The 15,370-nt window shown below is 42.6% G+C and carries 16 protein-coding genes; 3 read left to right on the plus strand and 13 right to left on the minus strand.

The genetic code is table 11. The features are described from left to right. Positions 1 to 133: 133 nt before the first annotated feature. Positions 134 to 799 (plus strand): GNAT family N-acetyltransferase, encoded by a 666-nt coding sequence (locus QNH15_RS22950; protein ID WP_283890798.1) that lies wholly within the window; start codon positions 134 to 136, stop codon positions 797 to 799. A 218-nt stretch (positions 800 to 1,017) separates the two neighbouring features. Here QNH15_RS22950 and QNH15_RS22955 read toward each other — a convergent pair whose 3' ends face one another. After that, positions 1,018 to 2,052, minus strand: coding sequence for a flavin-containing monooxygenase (locus QNH15_RS22955; protein ID WP_283890806.1), 1,035 nt, complete (start codon positions 2,050 to 2,052; stop codon positions 1,018 to 1,020). A 267-nt stretch (positions 2,053 to 2,319) separates the two neighbouring features. On the opposite strand from QNH15_RS22955, the gene QNH15_RS22960 reads away from it, so the two are divergent. Further along, positions 2,320 to 3,048, plus strand: a complete 729-nt coding sequence (locus tag QNH15_RS22960; protein WP_283890808.1) for a UTRA domain-containing protein — start codon at positions 2,320 to 2,322, stop codon at positions 3,046 to 3,048. A gap of 38 nt (positions 3,049 to 3,086) precedes the next feature. Here QNH15_RS22960 and QNH15_RS22965 read toward each other — a convergent pair whose 3' ends face one another. The 10 genes from QNH15_RS22965 to QNH15_RS23010 form a co-directional block, all read right to left on the minus strand. Further along, positions 3,087 to 3,908 carry a PfkB family carbohydrate kinase gene (locus QNH15_RS22965; RefSeq protein WP_283890810.1) on the minus strand — a complete coding sequence of 274 codons (822 nt, stop codon included), beginning with the start codon at positions 3,906 to 3,908 and terminating at the stop codon, positions 3,087 to 3,089. A gap of 18 nt (positions 3,909 to 3,926) precedes the next feature. Further along, positions 3,927 to 4,790 carry a carbohydrate ABC transporter permease gene (locus QNH15_RS22970; RefSeq protein WP_430667182.1) on the minus strand — a complete coding sequence of 288 codons (864 nt, stop codon included), beginning with the start codon at positions 4,788 to 4,790 and terminating at the stop codon, positions 3,927 to 3,929. 19 nt (positions 4,791 to 4,809) lie between these two features. Then, positions 4,810 to 5,637 carry a carbohydrate ABC transporter permease gene (locus QNH15_RS22975; RefSeq protein ID WP_283895732.1) on the minus strand — a complete coding sequence of 276 codons (828 nt, stop codon included), beginning with the start codon at positions 5,635 to 5,637 and terminating at the stop codon, positions 4,810 to 4,812. A 117-nt stretch (positions 5,638 to 5,754) separates the two neighbouring features. Then, positions 5,755 to 7,038: an ABC transporter substrate-binding protein gene (locus tag QNH15_RS22980; RefSeq protein WP_283890815.1), complete on the minus strand. Its 1,284-nt coding sequence runs from the start codon at positions 7,036 to 7,038 to the stop codon at positions 5,755 to 5,757. A 33-nt stretch (positions 7,039 to 7,071) separates the two neighbouring features. Continuing rightward, the gene (locus QNH15_RS22985) at positions 7,072 to 8,061 is read right to left on the minus strand and encodes an SIS domain-containing protein (RefSeq protein ID WP_283890817.1); all 990 of its coding nucleotides are present in this window, start codon (positions 8,059 to 8,061) and stop codon (positions 7,072 to 7,074) included. Positions 8,062 to 8,270: 209 nt separating this feature from the next. Next, entirely contained in the window at positions 8,271 to 9,536 is a 1,266-nt protein-coding gene (locus tag QNH15_RS22990) for an ATP-binding protein (RefSeq protein WP_283890819.1), read from the minus strand. A gap of 167 nt (positions 9,537 to 9,703) precedes the next feature. Beyond that, positions 9,704 to 10,411 carry a GDSL-type esterase/lipase family protein gene (locus QNH15_RS22995; RefSeq protein ID WP_283890821.1) on the minus strand — a complete coding sequence of 236 codons (708 nt, stop codon included), beginning with the start codon at positions 10,409 to 10,411 and terminating at the stop codon, positions 9,704 to 9,706. A gap of 144 nt (positions 10,412 to 10,555) precedes the next feature. Then, on the minus strand, positions 10,556 to 10,837 hold the full coding sequence (locus tag QNH15_RS23000) for a beta-L-arabinofuranosidase domain-containing protein (RefSeq protein WP_430667107.1): 282 nt from the start codon (positions 10,835 to 10,837) through the stop codon (positions 10,556 to 10,558). A gap of 107 nt (positions 10,838 to 10,944) precedes the next feature. After that, entirely contained in the window at positions 10,945 to 12,039 is a 1,095-nt protein-coding gene (locus QNH15_RS23005) for a Gfo/Idh/MocA family protein (protein WP_283890823.1), read from the minus strand. Position 12,040: 1 nt separating this feature from the next. Further along, a complete protein-coding gene (locus QNH15_RS23010) occupies positions 12,041 to 12,790 on the minus strand; it encodes a ThuA domain-containing protein (protein WP_283890825.1) in 750 nt (249 codons plus the stop codon). A gap of 317 nt (positions 12,791 to 13,107) precedes the next feature. On the opposite strand from QNH15_RS23010, the gene QNH15_RS26150 reads away from it, so the two are divergent. Beyond that, positions 13,108 to 13,224 (plus strand): LuxR C-terminal-related transcriptional regulator, encoded by a 117-nt coding sequence (locus QNH15_RS26150; protein WP_347343385.1) that lies wholly within the window; start codon positions 13,108 to 13,110, stop codon positions 13,222 to 13,224. A gap of 233 nt (positions 13,225 to 13,457) precedes the next feature. On the opposite strand, the gene QNH15_RS23020 is transcribed toward QNH15_RS26150, so the two are convergent. Both QNH15_RS23020 and QNH15_RS23025 read right to left on the minus strand, forming a co-directional pair. Then, positions 13,458 to 14,666, minus strand: coding sequence for an MFS transporter (locus tag QNH15_RS23020; protein ID WP_283890827.1), 1,209 nt, complete (start codon positions 14,664 to 14,666; stop codon positions 13,458 to 13,460). A 20-nt stretch (positions 14,667 to 14,686) separates the two neighbouring features. Next, complete coding sequence (locus QNH15_RS23025) at positions 14,687 to 15,256, minus strand: TetR/AcrR family transcriptional regulator (RefSeq protein ID WP_283890828.1); 570 nt, start codon at positions 15,254 to 15,256, stop codon at positions 14,687 to 14,689. Positions 15,257 to 15,370 lie beyond the last annotated feature (114 nt).

Here is a 15,370-nt window from a genome sequence, read left to right on the forward strand (position 1 = left end):
TCACATAAGGGTTTAAATTCTTAATACATATTTTATAGAAATAAATTTTAGCATATTGTATCCTTCTTACCCTATCTATTTTAATAAAACGGGTTCTTTTAAAAAGTTCTCGTCAAATGGAGGTTGTGTTAAGATGCTAACCCCTGTAACTCTTTACGGTTCTTTAGTCTGTTTAGAACCAATAAAAATAGAACATATTCCTGATCTTTGTGAAGCTGCTTCTGAAAACAGATCAACTTATGCCTATACCACTGTTCCAAACGGAATAGAAGAGACTAAGTACTACATTGATAAAGCTCTTACCGCCTATTCAAAAGGCCGTGAATTGCCCTTTGTTGTTCGGCACATTGAAACAGGTCGTGTTGTCGGAACTACAAGATTTCTTGACCTTGAAATTTTCTCCTGGCCATCGCCCTGGCCGCCAGGTGTTGGTGTTGGAGCTTTACCAACAGATACAGATCCACCAACAGTAGCTGAAATTGGCAGCACTTGGTACGCGCATTCAGTCCAGCGTACCGGAGTCAATACAGAATGTAAACTCCTTATGCTTACCCATGCGTTTAATGTCTGGCATACAATTAGAGTCACTCTGAAAACAGATGCTCGTAATGCACGATCCCGTTCTGCTATACAGCGACTTGGTGCCACCTTTGAAGGGATTCGAAGATCCCACGTTCCAGCAAATGATGGTAGTGTTAGAGATACAGCCTACTATTCAATCCTCCGTGAAGAATGGCCATTAGTATGTAAGAATCTCCAAGAACGGCTTCGGAGAGGAATAAGTAGTAAAATCAAGTAGATATACATTTAGAGAATACACATGAAATATAACGTTGTAGGGGGAATGTAACCTATACAAATTTTATAGGGCTTTATAGCTCTCAGTATTGAGGCTGTCGAGAAACTCTCGGCAGCCTATTTTTTTATTTATTCACCGTTTAATGATCAAGAGAAGTGTTTTTACTGGAAGGCTTTCAGCAGCCCTGTGAAATCCTAATGGCAGGTTAAACATCAGAATTAGGCTAAATGATTTGCTATGTAATAAGCATCTCTTCCTACACCACAAACAAGTGAGGAACCGCGCTGATTCTGCCAGGGCAATCCGATAAAATACAATCCCTTAACCGGACTAATGCCCCTATTATGATTTGGCTTGCCATTTGATAATAATGCCCCTTCAATTCGAATCCACTCATAAGAAGGGACAAATCCGGTTGCCCATACAATATTTTTGATTTGAACCTTGCTGCTATCTGCGAATTCGACTTCATCTCCCTTGACGTTAACCACTTTTGGCTTAATGGCTACCTTTTCTGTAGCTATTAATTTTTTTAATTCACCACCAAAAATGGGGTCTTTCTGATTGTAAAACCATTTTCCCTTCTTCGTATTTATGCCAGCATATAGTAAACCCATTTTTTCTAACCAGTAAAACGTACTTTTTCCCAAGATCCTCAGTGGCAAAAATTTAAAAGGATGGCTGGCTGCTAACCATACATTTCTTTCATTAGCTAATTCCACTGCTATTTGAGCACCAGAATTTCCACCTCCAACAACCAAAGCGGATCCCTCGTCCAATCTTGTCGGGTTGATATACTCGGATGAATGAATGTGAAAAACATCCTTTCCACTCACTTCTGCTATTGGCGGTATAAAAGGCTTCTGAAAGGCTCCAGTTGCAACAATTACATTCTTTGATGTAAATTCTCCATGGTTTGTCACTATAGAGAAGAGTTCTGCTTTTTTTGTTACACTTTCAACGTTTATATTCAATTGATACGGTAATTCAAAATAAGATACATACTTTTCCAAGTAAGCAGCCATTTCATCTTTTGTAGGAAAGTCTTGTTGATTCCCTTCCATCGTAAGACCAGGAAGAGAACTATATTCTTTTGGAGTAAACAATACAAGAGAGTTATAACGCTTTCTCCATGATTCGCCGATTCTTGAATTAGAATCAATCATTAAAGTATGCAATCCTTTATTTCTAAGAGCATAATTCATGGCTATTCCCGCTTGTCCGGCTCCTATTATAAGAACATCTACTTTCATTCACAATATACCCCCCATACGTATTTCACTATAGATAGTATACAGGAAATTTTTTACTTCTTGAATATTTTTTGATGAAAAAATGATGAATCAAAGCCAAAGTAGTTATAACAAAGAAAAGGGATTAGTAAGGAGTGTCACTGAATAAGCAGCCAATTTAATTTGTCTGCCGAATAGTTTTATAAGAACGTAGTAACCATATGACTTTATATTATACTTGTTATATAATATTATATAATGACTTAATACTAGGAGGAACCTTAATCAATGAAATTGAACAACGCCAGTTCCCTTCCTTTATATGAACAGCTGATAATCAACATAAAAGATGAGATGGATAAAGGGGTCTATAAAGCAGGGGACAGAATTCCGAACGAGGCTGAACTTTGTGATCTTTACAGTGTGAGCCGGATTACTGTGAGACGAGCCATTCAAGAATTGGTAGAAGAAGGGCTTTTGGAAAGAAAGCAAGGCAAAGGTACGTTTGTTTCCAGAAAAAAAGTGGCACGGGAGCTGATTACCGTTGAAGGATTTTCCGATTTCAGCAAGCAATTGGGAGTGAACTCCTCGAAAAAAGTATTGGAATGCAAGGAAATAAAAGCGACAAAACAAGTTGCCGAGGCTCTTCAGATTGAAGTGGGTTCACCTGTACTGAATCTTTCGCGCCTGATGTTTATTGATGACATGCCATTCACCATTGATATTGTCCATTATTCCTTGATCCGCTTTCCAAAACTGATGGAGAACATTTTTGAATATGAATCCACCTATGATGTTATGAAAAATATTTATCAAGTGAACATGCAATCCACCTCTTCCACCAAGATTTTGACCGCTGTACCTGCTTCTGCTACGGAGGCCGAGTATCTGGATTGTGATCCCGGGGCCATGGTATTTAATATTGATAAAACTGTATTTGACGATCAAGGAGTGCCCATTCATATTTCCACCTTTAAAGTACCAACGACTCATATTGCATTTACCATTTCAACCTAAAAGAATGGAACTAAGCCATTGCTGGCTAGTTCCATTTTTCATACCATCAACGATTTGCCATGGCCAAATGCTCCCATCACTTCGCAGGTTCTTGCGGCATTTAAGGCAGCGAACTGCAAGGACTCTTCAATAGAAGACTGGTTAAAGAAGCTTGTTAAAAATCCGGCAATAAACGAGTCTCCTGCTCCGAGCGTATCAATGACCTCCGCTTCCTCAATGCCCTGAATGTACCGGTTGGATCCATCTGACATAATTACGCCTTTGGAGCCTCTGGTGACCACCACATTGGCGGTTCCCAATGTATGAATTTTAGCGATCAATGCATCAATTTCCAGTTCCGTTAAATCGCTTCCCGAAACAAAAGCAAACGTAAGATAAGGACATGCCTTTTGGAGCAGCTCATCGGTATAGTGATTGGAAAGATCATAAGAAAGAGGGATCAATTTCTGCAGCCGGGGCAACTCATCCTCCAGACTGCTGTAAATGCTCGTGTGCAGCACATCGTAGCGTTTAATAGATTCATAATCTTCTTCTGTTAGTCTCAGCTTTAAGGAAGACTGTATGCCTCCTTTATTGGATTTCACAAAAATACGGTCGCCCTTTTCATCCAGATTAACGTAGGCTTTTCCGCTCTCCCCGATTGCCCGGCGAACCCTGCTGGCATCCACATTTTCTTTTTTCAGAGATTCAAGGATATGATCACCCTCTGTGTCATTTCCTACGATACCTATAAATGCTGTTTCAGCCGCACCGAACTGCCGTGACAGCACCGCTACATTCAGCGCGTTCCCTCCCGGATACATTTCATTCCGTTCCAGGTAAACATCAACTACGTTATCACCAATCGCTATTAATTTCATTTGTATTCCAATCCTTTCTTATCCTTTTACACTGCCTGCAGCCAAGCCGCGAATGAAATATTTTTGCATAAATAAAAATAAGAGAATAATAGGCGCTGCCGAAATCATCAAACCTGCCAGAAGAACTCCCCAGTTGGTCTGCAGCGCATCCCTGAATTGCATCAGCCCGGCAGGTATGGTTTTCAGCGATTCTGAATCGACAAAAATGAGCGCGAACATAAACTCGTTCCATGTAAAATACGCCGTAAGAATAATCCCGGTCAAAAGGATCGGATAATTCAGCGGTAAAAATATCTTGGTGAACACAGCCCATGAACCGCATCCATCAAGGACAGCAGATTCTTCAATTTCCTTTGGCACATCCAGGAAAGCGGCACGGATGAGCAAAATGGTGATGGGGATCCGGTAAGCGACATAGGGAAGAATCAGCGCCAAATACGTATCATGGATGCCCAAAGCCTGAATCAGCTTATATAAAGGAACAAGACTGACTTGCGGGGAGAGCATCATTCCTCCCATGCAAAGAATAAGAAGCGCATTTTTTCCTTTGAAGGAAAACCGTGTTAACCCGTAAGCCCCCAGTGCACTGATGAACACGGTCCCTAAACAGGTGCTGACAGTAACGACTAAGCTATTCACGAAATATCCTGAAATTCCTGTCTCCCAAGCGTGGGAATAGTTGGAAAACAGCCATTTCTCCGGCATGGCCCAGCTGTTGGAGAAAATTTCGTCCGTGGTTTTAAAGGAATTAATAATCATCCAGAACAGCGGGTACGCCACCACTATAAAATAGACCACTAAAATGAAATAAAGTGGGACAGCTCCTTTGATTTTCGCCTTCTTCCGTCTTCTTTTGACCGGTACATTGTAGGTGTAATCAATCGTTGCTTTGGTTTCCAAATCAATCATCCTTCCCTGTTCGGAATAGCTTCATTTGAACCAAGGACACGAGTAATGTGAGAACGAGAATAACGGTGGCAATGGCGGATGCATAGCCCATCTGATCTTTGGCGAAAGCTGAGCTGTAAAGAAGAGTACCAAGCACCTCACTGGCATTGCCGGGACCGCCTCCCGTTAAAATATACGGTTCATTAAAAACAGTAAAAGCACCTGTCAGCGTAATTAGAGAAGCGACAAAAAACATCTCTTTCACCTGTGGAACCGTAACAGAAAGGAACCTGCGGATTTTACCGGCTCCATCCATTTCTGCTGCTTCATAAATTTCCCTAGGAATCGCCTGAATGGCAACGATAAATAACATCATGGTGTAACCGATACTCTGCCATTGGGACACGGCAATCACAGCGAAAATCGCCGTTTCCGAATCACCGAGCCATTCCCTTGCCCAGGAGTCCAGTCCCAATCCGTGCAGAAAGCTGTTCAGGATTCCCATGTTCGGCTCATAGACAAAGGTAAAAAGCAATGCGATGACCGTAACCGAGATAACCACCGGCAAAAAGAAAACCGTCCGAAAAAAACTGCTGATGAACCGGGTAATGGGATCCTCGAGAATAGCGGCCAAAATCAGTCCGCCAAACACCTGGCAGATGATCGAGATGACGGCATACCAGACGTTATTTTTTAATGCGGTATAAAACACCGGATCATGAAAGAGGTTGATGAAATTGGTAAACCCGACAAATGCCTTGTCCGGGGAGAAAGCCGAGAAATCATAAAAACTGAATCTGAAGTTTTCCACGATTGGATAATATACAAAAAGCCCCATCATCACTATGCAAGGTGCAAGATACAGATACGGGACGAGTTTTCTGATCGGCAATGGATTCACCTCTTCTTTTTTTAAAAGAAGGTGGTTAACGTGCAACCACCTTCTCATCATCGTTTTTTATTTTTTCTGCAATCCATTGGCGGCTTTCTGAACGTCCGCCATCACTTCTTTTGGTGTTTTCTTTCCATTGAGCATCAGCTGTGATCCTTTTAAATAAGCATCAACAATTTTGATATCCACTGCTGTATCGAACCAGAGATAGGTTTTGTCGGCATTTACAATCAGTTTAATGGCATCTTGCTGAAGCTTGGAAGCATTCGTTTCATTGGTTGTTCCTTTAACAGCGCTGTATTCACTGACCTTTGTCAGCTGTTCCGTACCCTTCTTTTTGGACGTGAGGAATTTAATGAACTCCATCGCTTCTTTTGGATGCTTGGTTTTGGAAGAAATCATGATTCCTTCTGGAGCAGCGGTGATCGAGTTCGGATTTCCTTCTCCGCCTTCAATTTCCGGCGTGTTGAACACCCCAAGATTTTTCTTCAGGCTTGGCTCAATCATTCCAATCTCGGCTAATTGGAAATAGCCGATCGCTGCTTTTCCACTGTTAAACAATTGGCGTGCATACTCGTGGTCCACCGAGTTAACACCCTTATTAAAGTACGGTTCGAGCTCTTTAAACTTTTCCAGGGCTTTCACATATCCCGGATTTGTAAATTCACTATCCGTATTTTTGAGGTTATAGTCTTTTTCGATGACATCTTCCGGTACCATCTGGGCATTCAATGAGCCGATGTAGTGAGAGATTGTCCAAGGTGCCTTGCTGCCGAAAGCGATCGGTGTAATGCCCTTTTTCTCAATGTCTTTGGAAACAGAGAGCAATTCATCCCAGGTAGTCGGTGCCTTTAAACCGAGGTCTTTGAAAATCTTTTTGTTGTAAAAAAAGGCTTTGCCGTCCGTTGACCAGGGAATTCCGTAAATTTTCCCATCCAGGGTAAAGGGCTTAAACTGAGAAGAAATGATTTGATCTGACCACTTTTTATCATCGTTTACATACTTGGTTAAATCATAGGCTTGTCCGGCACGGGCGAAATTGTAGGCAAATTCGCCGCTCCAGGAAAAGTACACGTCAGGAGGATTATCCGAGCCAAGCAGCACCCGGATTTTGTCTTTGTAGGAATCATTCAAAACGGCTTCGGTTTGGATTTTGATGTTCGGATGGGACTTTTCAAACTCTTTCACCGCATCTTCAAAGTATTGCTTTTTTGGCTCTGTCGGCCAACGATGGAAAAAACGGAGTACAACGGTGTCATCGTCGCTTCCTGATGACGAACTGGAGGTACAACCCGCCATGAATGAAAGCATCATGGCGGTGATCATACCTAAAAGTAGCAGTCGTTTCATTTCCTTTCCTCCCCCTGTAAACGCTTGATAGGTTTAATATTCAACCTTCCACATGTATCTTCTCGTTGATAGTGGATGATTGCGCTCTTCAGCCAGTCGATCCGCATAAGTTCTCAACACATAGTTTAGGACTAATGGAGCAATGTAACCTTTCACTTCCTCACGTACACCTGTGAAATCAAAATCAGCGGCATCAAGGACAATCAGTTTTTTGCCATAACGCTTGGAAAATTCCAGCGCGCGTTCTTCAAGATGTCTCGTTTCATCCAGACCAAGGAGGATAATGAACGGCGTTTCCTGGTCAATGATTTCAAACGGCCCATGGAAATACTCACCCGCATGGATGGCGTGGGAATGTATCCATTGCATTTCCATCAGGATGCAGATTGCAAACGAGTAAGCCACTCCATAGTTGGCGCCACTGGCCATCGTGTAAATAATGTTTTCGTTTTTGTACATTTGGCCAAAATCCTCTGCATTTCCCTTGTATAGCTCTGCTGCTTTTTCGTATACCTGCTGAAGATTTTCAAGGCTTTCTTCGATCAGTGCAAACTTATCATTGTTTTCAATTGTTTTTAATACACCAAAAACAAGCTGATAAAGAACGGAGTAGTTCGTTGTGAAGGCAATTGCTTCTTCTCCCCACTCATACTTGAGGACAACATCAGAGGCTTGAGCCAACGGAGAACCTTCCACATTCGTCAAGGAAACGGCCAGCGCTCCTTTTGATCGGGCAAATTTTGCAGATTCTACAGTTTCTGGCGTGTTACCGGAGTGGGAGCAAAGAATGACCAGGGAGTTTTCACCCAATTTATTGTGATTACGGTGGATAAATTCATTAGAGCTGTATAAGTGGGCGTCGATTTTTTTCGCCTCACGGTCAATCACATATTTGCTTGGATACATGATAGCGGATGATCCTCCACATGCGACAAAAAATACGTTTTCGATTGTTTTTTTCTTAACTTCCTCAAGGGCTGCCTGAACTTGTTTTTTTACGTCAACCACTAATTCTGTACTCATGAATATTGCCTCCAATTATTGAATTTTTCGGGTGCGCGCATACCCAAAACAATACACAACATTATAATACGTTATATATTGTTATATTATTAGGTATTAATTTACCATCGGTTTCATTCGAAGTCAATGTTATTTTCTGAATATTTAGTCGACAATTTTCGAGTGATTTTTCCATGAAGACATAAAAAACGCCCGGCATTGGCCGAACGTCATGGTGTATACTCTTCTGATTTTTTCTTATAAGCTGGCAAATTAATCGTAAAGCATGTTCCTTTCATTAACTCGCTGTTAATCAAAATTTGCCCGCCCATCTGCTTTACGATTTGATGGCAAACGGTCAATCCCAATCCGGTTCCCTTTTCCTTTGTTGAGTAATAGGGGCTGCCCAGCTTTTTGAGCTGGTCTTTAGTCATGCCTACTCCATTATCTTTGATTTGAATGGAGACAAAGCCATCGGCCGTTTTACTGCCCGATATCCCGATTTCACCATCACTTTTAATGGCTTCAATCGCATTTTTGATAATGTTGATGAATACTTGCTGAACTTCAAGCTTCAATCCTTCAATTTCGAGAGACGGCTCTACTTCCTGTGTGATCTGAATGCTGTTGAGAATAGCATACGATTGCATCACGTCAATGGATTGCTGAATAAGGGATGTTAAATCAATAATCTCATATTGATCGGTTTGGGGCTTGGAAAGTGCCAGATATTGATTAATGATTTCCTGAGCCCGGTCCAATTCCTCAATGGAGATGTTTATGTACAATTGCTGCTCCTTCGTTAACTCTTCTTTTTGCAATAACTGCATAAATCCCCGCACCGATGTCATAGGATTGCGGATTTCATGTGCAACAGAAGCCGCCAGCTGGCTCACCACATTCATTTTTTCCGCCTGCATCAGCTCTTGTTTCATTTTGAGCTGCTCTTCCATGTTCTCAATTAAGTAGACGATAGCAATCAGGGTGGCCAATACAATAAGCGAAGAGCCTAGTTCGAAATAGGTTTGCCGATCATCTCCTTTTAGTTCAAGAAAAATCCCTCTGGTGATCGGAATCATCATATAAAACAAGCTGATCACCAGGACCTTGCCCCTTATCTGATAGCGATGAAACATGCGGGTGACAAGGAGCAACAAAAGACAATACACTGAATAATTGCCTAACAGGATCAACAGCTTCTGGTTTGTCAAAAACCCAATGATAAGCAATGCCAAAAAAGCAGCAAACCCTACCCTTTTTCCTCCGTATAAAAAGGACAAAATAATCACGACTGCTTTAAAGTCGTACTTATAGGTTTCCGAATAAAGGACAGGCTGGCTCATTGTAAAAACCAAGATAATGAGCATGAACAAAAAGAATTTCGAACGAATTTTTTTCCGTTCCTCTTCTCTTTCTTTAAAGAAGACTTGATAGATTAGAATCGTAAAAAGAATAAATACCACATGCAAGCACATGCTTTGGATAGACTCCCACATACCGTTCCCTACTTCCTGGATTTACATGGCTTATTTGGTTTTCGACAAATTTAAAAATATCCCTGTAAACAAAACCAAATTCTAAGTGTTCATTCCAGAAACAGAGCCACAATAAAAGCCAGAAAAAGGAATTCCCTTTTCTGGCTTGATTTTTGGTACACTTTTTATTAAATAGTAATACCCTGTTTTTCTAATTCCTCACGCAAAACTTTAGCCATTATATCATACCCAAGCACATGCGGATGAAGGCCATCGTCAGCAAGTTCCGGACGAAGCGTTTTGCCATCGGGCTCTGTCAGATGAGGATGGTAGTTTACATAAGGAATGTCTTCGTTTTGTACCAGCTCTTTCAACTGCTCATTGATTTTAAGAACAAGCTCATTGCGGATGCAGGTCTGCAAGTTCGTTTCAATATTTGTTGGAAGAAGCGAGCAAACTACCGGGATAATCCCGCCGTCCTTCGCCTTTCTGACCATCTCTGCAATGTCAGAATCTACCTCTGCAAGCAGTTTTGTCTGATCCTTTCGTTCCCCTCTTACTGGAGCATCAAGTGCCCATAAATTGTTGATACCTATTTTCATGACAGCATATTTCGGTTTGAGCTGAACGCAATCAGCATCAAAGCGCTTCAGCATGTAGGTGGTCGTGTCTCCCCCAATTCCCCGGTTCACGATTCGGTTTCCTTTTCCGCCAAAATACGTTTCTGTATCCCACATTTCCGTTATGGAATCTCCGATAAAAAGAAAATCAATGTGTGCCTGCCTGGCAATCAGCACTTCATTGTGGAAATCAAATACTGTTCGTCTGGAATCGGCAGCAATCACGCTGCCAAAAAAACCTGGGGATATGACTTTAGGGCGTTGCATTGTTTTCATAATTCATCTAGCCTCCAACATTGAATTCAGTGTCTCTTTATACATTCGCCCTTGCATCTACCCATACCTTCATTTCTCCAATTCCCCGGTTGGCCCAGGTTTGCGGTCACATCGATGACTTCATCCGCGATCTTTTCCAATTTCTCATCTTTTTCTGTCTAATAAATACCCGATCGCTTCCAGCCATTTCGCTACGTCACTGTCCTGAAACACCATGCCGTGAAATGATCCTTCTTCCTCCCCCGCAGCAATTTTAAAGTTTTTGATTGCATGGCTCGGTTCAGCTCCCTCAATGCGGTCATTTAGCGCTTCCCACTGATAGGGAACGACCACATCCCGCAGTTTAATGTACCTGGACCAAAACCGATCCTTGATCTGTACTGATTTCAGGGGCAGTGTATGCAATTGCTCAGCCAACTTCTCCATCTTCACATGTCTCCTTCACTCTCATATTTTGTTTTTATCCTTTCTATGAAAGTGCTTACAAAAGCTAATATGACGTATTAGATAATGTTCACCTAAAAATAAGGAATCTACTTCGCTTGCAATTCCAATGACACAGGTTCCGGGCGAGCACAGGTGCTTTGCATGACATAGTGTCTTCCGCTGTCTGAGGAATCATGGAAGCCATGCATGGCTTCTAGAACATGATAAGCCAGTCTGCCATTTGCCCGGTATTTCCCGCCTTCAAGGATGGCTTTGGCCATATCGGCAACACCCAGTCCTCTGCTGTTTTGATCATTACCAAACATTAGAGGTACCTCTTTAAATTCAATCTCGTCGCGCTTTCTTATTTTTACGGCACCACCAAACGTATTCGGGTCAGGCACAAGCAAAGTCCCTTCGCTGCCGTAAATTTCAATAGGAGGAAGTGATGTACCGCCAATGGCATCAAAGCTGGTTGTCATATTTCCGATTACTCCCGATTCAAAGTCAATCACGCCTGAAATATGAGTCGGGGTGGACACTTTAATTTTCGTTCCTGCTTTTGGTTGGCTAAGCACTGTTCTTTCAGGGTAACTAATGCGAGTGGAACCAGAAATTCGTTTAATCGGTCCTAAAAGAGCTACCAGGGCCGTTAAGTAATACGGTCCCATATCAAACATCGGCCCCCCGCCAAGGTCATAATAAAATGCAGGGTCTGGATGCCAATGCTCGTGCCCGCGGGAAATCATGAAGGCAGATGCTCCAATTGGCACACCAATTTCACCTTGTTCGATTAATTGGACCGCCGTTTGTATGCCAGCTCCCAGGAAGGTGTCTGGTGCACTCCCAACAAGGAGATTATGTTTTTTGGCCGTTTCTAAAATTTGTCTTCCCTCTTCACGTGTAACAGCCAGTGGTTTTTCCGTAAACACATGCTTTCCCGCTTCAAGCGCCTGGATGCATACAGCAGCATGGGCTTTGGGAATGGTTAAATTAATAATCAACTCGATTTCCGGGTCAGAAAGCAGTTCTTCGACAGAGCATGACTTAGGGATATTAAACGTGTCTGCTTGCGCCTTTGCCCGCTCTACATCCAAATCCGCGCACCCCACCAGCTCCAGGTGCTCAAATTCCGTACAATTTTTCATGTAAATAGAACTAATGTAGCCACAGCCGATAATGCCGATTTTAAGTTTTTTCATTTTATTGGCTATCCCCCATTCCTGTGTAGATACGGCCGTTTCCGTTACCTGATGCTCCAAAGGCTGATACTAACAGATCGTTGGCTCGTTTTTTGCCTCCAGCAGCCCAAAGAAAACCACGACGCATCATAAAAGTAACCTCTGGCATAGCCACAATATTTGCTTTATGGCCTAAAGAATTATAGAAAACATGTCCCTGGCCCCAGCGTTTTGTCCAGACAACAGGCATGTCCACCGCTTTATTGGCAGCATGCGGTCCGTCAACCACCGGGAAGCGTGTCGTTGCTAATACTTCAACAGCGGGATCAACGTGGAGGTAATATTGTTCACTCAACACTTTAAAATCAGAGAGACCTTCCAAGAGAGGACTTGTGGAATGCTTAATGTTTACCATGTATTCCACTCCATCATTTCCAGGGTGCGCCACCCAATTCCCCCCTGTCATGAATTGCCAGTCTACATTGTTTCGGAAGGAGTCGCACATCCCGCCATGGCACCCCGCCAATCCGACACCATTCATGACCGCTTCAGAAATATTAAGAACATATTTCTTTTCAATCTCGCCCATTGTCCAGTGCGGAACGATCAAATCCAGTGATTTTAGTTTTTCTGCATTTGCATAAGAGTCAAGAGAATTTGAAACCTCAACATTGAAATTTTCTTCTTCAAGGATTCCTTTGAAAATTTGAGAAATCTGCTCCGGTTCATGACCATCCCAGCCGCCCCAAACAATTAACGCGTTTTTTTTCATGGTATAATCGCTCCCTTTTTTTCTTCTGACCCATTGTTTTTTTGATTTTTTAAGAACTTTTTCACTAAACTCCTGCATATACAAAACATTTAGAATATTATATCACTTTATCTTAAGTTTGGATATTCAATAAACTAAGTTCTTTAGCCTTTCGAAGAGATAAGTAACCTTAACTAGAAAATGTAACGTGGGAGAAATGGATTTGAGGACGGATATAAGGAACTGGAGAGCGTGATTGGGCGTTATACAACCAAAAGAGAATTGGAAGTCATGAAGAGAATTTCCTGGGAGAAAGCACAAAGGAAATGGCAAATTCGATGAAAATAAGCGAGCTTACAGTTAAACAATATGTGAAAACAGCTATAAAAAAGCTCGGAGCCCATAATCGTTCACATGCTGTTGTGGAGCTTGTGCCGAAGGGGATTATATCTTAAAAAACAGTTTTTAGAAGAAGAATTTATCGCAAAAAATACGGAGAAAAGCATTTTAATGGGCCTCCTCAACTCAGGCGGCCCGTTTTTTTTGCGCGCGAGGTCGTTAGTTGCGGTTCGACACGGTTTAGTTGCGGTGTTCGGAGATTTACTTGCGGTTCGACATGGAAAAGTTGCATAACACATCATTTTCAAAAAAAAGCACCCCGACTCATGCGGGGTGCTTCCGGTCTCACTTATGAAACCTGCTTAACAGACGATATGGCCTCTGTCTGTCCAGGGCTTGTTTTGATAAACAGAGAGATCACGAATCCAGCGGCCATAAAAAGGCTCAGCCATTCAAAGGCGCTCTGATAGGAGACGCGGCTCATTATATAGAGGGCGGCGGATGGTCCGGTGCTCGCGCCTAAAAACAAAATAAAGGCGTTGAAGGAAATGGCGCTTCCCTTTGCGGCTCCTGACAATTGATTGATGAGCGTAATCGAAATGGGTGTAATCAACGCGATTCCGGCAACAAACAGGACAGTGGTCACTATAAGCATCGGCAGATTATGGCTGAAACCAAGTCCTGCCAGACCGGCAACACTTAAAACCAAACTGCCGCGGAACATCAGGCCATTGCCCAGTTTTCCCGCGATCCTGCCGGCAAACGGTGAGAGCAGCATCCCAATAATACCGAAGGCCCGTACCCACAAGATCTGCCGGGCAGACAATCCCCATTCAGGAGAAGTCAGATAATTGCCTAGCACGGAATACATGCCAACCAGGGACAACAGGAGAGTAAATGTAATGATATAGATCATCATCAGCTGTCTGTTCCGAAACAACAGTTTTGTTTGTTTAAATTGAGCGATCACACTGCCTTGCGATCGTGGAATATCGTCCTTTGGCAAAAAGAAAATGACAAGCAGGCTTGAAACCAGGTAAACAACGCCCAAAATGGTAAAAATGGCGTGCCATCCAAACGCATGGTTGACGGCCCCGCTGAACACTTGCCCCACCACGCTTGCCATCAAAAGACCCGAGCTGATAAAGCCGACTGCTGTCAGACGCTTTTCAGGCGAAAACATTTCTGCGGCATAAACAAAAGAGATCGGAGCAAAGGCGGCAGCAATCAGACCTTCAAATGCCCGGAGCATCACTAATCCTGAAAAATGATCAATAAATCCAATGATAAAAGAAACAATCGCTAACGCACTAATGCTGCTGGCAAGAAAAATTTTACGGCCATACTTGTCGGAAAATGGTCCGTACAGCAGGCAACCGATCGCGTAGCATAATGAAAATGAACTTCCAATCCAGGCTGCCTGATTGGCTGTAACATGAAAAGTGTCCGTGAACACGGTGGTGAGCGGGATGGTCACATACATGCTCGAGATGATAACCAATCCGCTCCACAGTAAAATAAGGGTCATAATGGTATATTTATTATTATTATTTTTCACTAAAGGTCTCCTTTACTTGCTTACTTTCCACTGCATGCCGGTAAAATACCAGCAATCACATGGTCCACCAGCTCAGAAATAAAGCGTTCATCTGGTGTTTGTTTATAAATGAGAATGCGAAAATAGATCGGACCAAAGAGCATATCGAGCAGGATACCGATATTAACTTCCGCTTCAATCCCTTCTCTTTCCATGGCCTGGCGCAAAAAGGCAGCTGAATCCCTTCGGCGCAGACTCAGGTACGAAGTATAAAACGCATCAGAAATTCCCTTGTCCTCCACAATGATGGCAAGCATCGACCGGCCGAGTGTCGTACTGAACACATCCGCCAGGTTTTTTAGCTGCTGCACAAAATTGTTTTTGATCGAATCATTGAGATCGAATGGAAACGCACACTCCGTCACCATTAAAAAGGCATCCAGAACAAGATGAGCTTTCGTTGGCCACCATCGGTAAATGGTCGCTTTTCCCACACCAGCTTCTGCCGCAATCCCCTCAATCGTCAAACACAAATAACCTGTACGGTCCAATACGCTGATGGTTGCTTCCAAAATTTTTTCCTTATTTCTTGGCTGTTTGGTTTGATTCATTTTTTACAACCTCCAAAACCCTCTAAACGAAACGATACGTATCGTTTCACTATTGCTATTATAGTCGCGTTGTTCATCATAAAGCAACTCTTTCGTTCCAAACAAAAAAAGCTG

This window comes from Fictibacillus enclensis, assembly GCF_030123385.1.
GTDB lineage: Bacteria > Bacillota > Bacilli > Bacillales > Fictibacillaceae > Fictibacillus_C > Fictibacillus_C enclensis.

What these genes read in the sequence shown, in the direction of transcription:
- QNH15_RS22975 (WP_283895732.1), bottom strand. Translation starts at nt 5,637, where the DNA reads ATGATGGGGCTTTTTGTATATTATCCAATCGTGGAAAACTTCAGATTC.
- QNH15_RS23005 (WP_283890823.1), bottom strand. Translation starts at nt 12,039, where the DNA reads ATGAAAAAACTTAAAATCGGCATTATCGGCTGTGGCTACATTAGTTCT.
- QNH15_RS26150 (WP_347343385.1), top strand. Translation starts at nt 13,108, where the DNA reads ATGAAAATAAGCGAGCTTACAGTTAAACAATATGTGAAAACAGCTATA.
- QNH15_RS22960 (WP_283890808.1), top strand. Translation starts at nt 2,320, where the DNA reads ATGAAATTGAACAACGCCAGTTCCCTTCCTTTATATGAACAGCTGATA.
- QNH15_RS22990 (WP_283890819.1), bottom strand. Translation starts at nt 9,536, where the DNA reads ATGTGGGAGTCTATCCAAAGCATGTGCTTGCATGTGGTATTTATTCTT.
- QNH15_RS22955 (WP_283890806.1), bottom strand. Translation starts at nt 2,052, where the DNA reads ATGAAAGTAGATGTTCTTATAATAGGAGCCGGACAAGCGGGAATAGCC.
- QNH15_RS22950 (WP_283890798.1), top strand. Translation starts at nt 134, where the DNA reads ATGCTAACCCCTGTAACTCTTTACGGTTCTTTAGTCTGTTTAGAACCA.
- QNH15_RS22965 (WP_283890810.1), bottom strand. Translation starts at nt 3,908, where the DNA reads ATGAAATTAATAGCGATTGGTGATAACGTAGTTGATGTTTACCTGGAA.
- QNH15_RS23000 (WP_430667107.1), bottom strand. Translation starts at nt 10,837, where the DNA reads ATGGAGAAGTTGGCTGAGCAATTGCATACACTGCCCCTGAAATCAGTA.
- QNH15_RS22985 (WP_283890817.1), bottom strand. Translation starts at nt 8,061, where the DNA reads ATGAGTACAGAATTAGTGGTTGACGTAAAAAAACAAGTTCAGGCAGCC.
- QNH15_RS22995 (WP_283890821.1), bottom strand. Translation starts at nt 10,411, where the DNA reads ATGAAAACAATGCAACGCCCTAAAGTCATATCCCCAGGTTTTTTTGGC.
- QNH15_RS23010 (WP_283890825.1), bottom strand. Translation starts at nt 12,790, where the DNA reads ATGAAAAAAAACGCGTTAATTGTTTGGGGCGGCTGGGATGGTCATGAA.
- QNH15_RS23025 (WP_283890828.1), bottom strand. Translation starts at nt 15,256, where the DNA reads ATGAATCAAACCAAACAGCCAAGAAATAAGGAAAAAATTTTGGAAGCA.
- QNH15_RS22980 (WP_283890815.1), bottom strand. Translation starts at nt 7,038, where the DNA reads ATGAAACGACTGCTACTTTTAGGTATGATCACCGCCATGATGCTTTCA.